This is a genomic window from Lysinibacillus sp. OL1, from assembly GCF_004332175.1.
Taxonomy (GTDB): Bacteria; Bacillota; Bacilli; order Bacillales_A; family Planococcaceae; genus Lysinibacillus; species Lysinibacillus capsici.
The window spans coordinates 1-482 of record NZ_SJDS01000041.1; the positions used below are offsets into that span (position 1 = coordinate 1).

The following is a 482-nucleotide window of genomic DNA, read 5'->3' on the forward strand; positions in this document are numbered from 1 at the left end:
TGGTCGTCGTCGCTCCGGCGCGCACCGAACCGCTGAGCCGGATGAGGGAAGCGATGAAGTGGCTGATGGCGACATACGGCGCTGCGACCCTCGAAGACACCATCGTCGTCATCTCTCACCAGATGCCCAGATCGCCAGTCAATTTGGCGCCGATCAAGGCGGCCCTGACTCCGCAGATCGCAGGTTACGTCGAGGTCCCGTTCGATCCGGCTCTCGCTCGTCCGGGAGTGATCGATCACCGCGAACTCGCTGCCTCGACCCTCGATGCCTGGACGGATGCACTCGATGTTCTGGGCAGCCTCAAAGCCCCTGCTACAGCCGAGAACTCCGATCAGAAAGGGAAAATGGCATGAGCGCAGGCGATGTTCTCGAAGCTCCGATGTCGGTCGACCGTCCCGGTCCTGCGGTGTGGCTGATGGGCTCCAAAGGCGGTGCCGGAGTGTCCACGCTGGCACAGTGGCTCAGCTTCACCGGCGACAGTG

The 482-nt window shown here is 63.1% G+C and carries 1 protein-coding gene; it reads left to right on the top strand.

Features of this window, described 5'->3' with window-relative positions:
- A partial coding sequence (locus EW028_RS24345) for a hypothetical protein (protein ID WP_227745021.1) occupies positions 1-353 on the top strand: 353 nt, incomplete at its 5' end.
- Between the last annotated feature and the right edge of the window lie 129 nt (positions 354-482).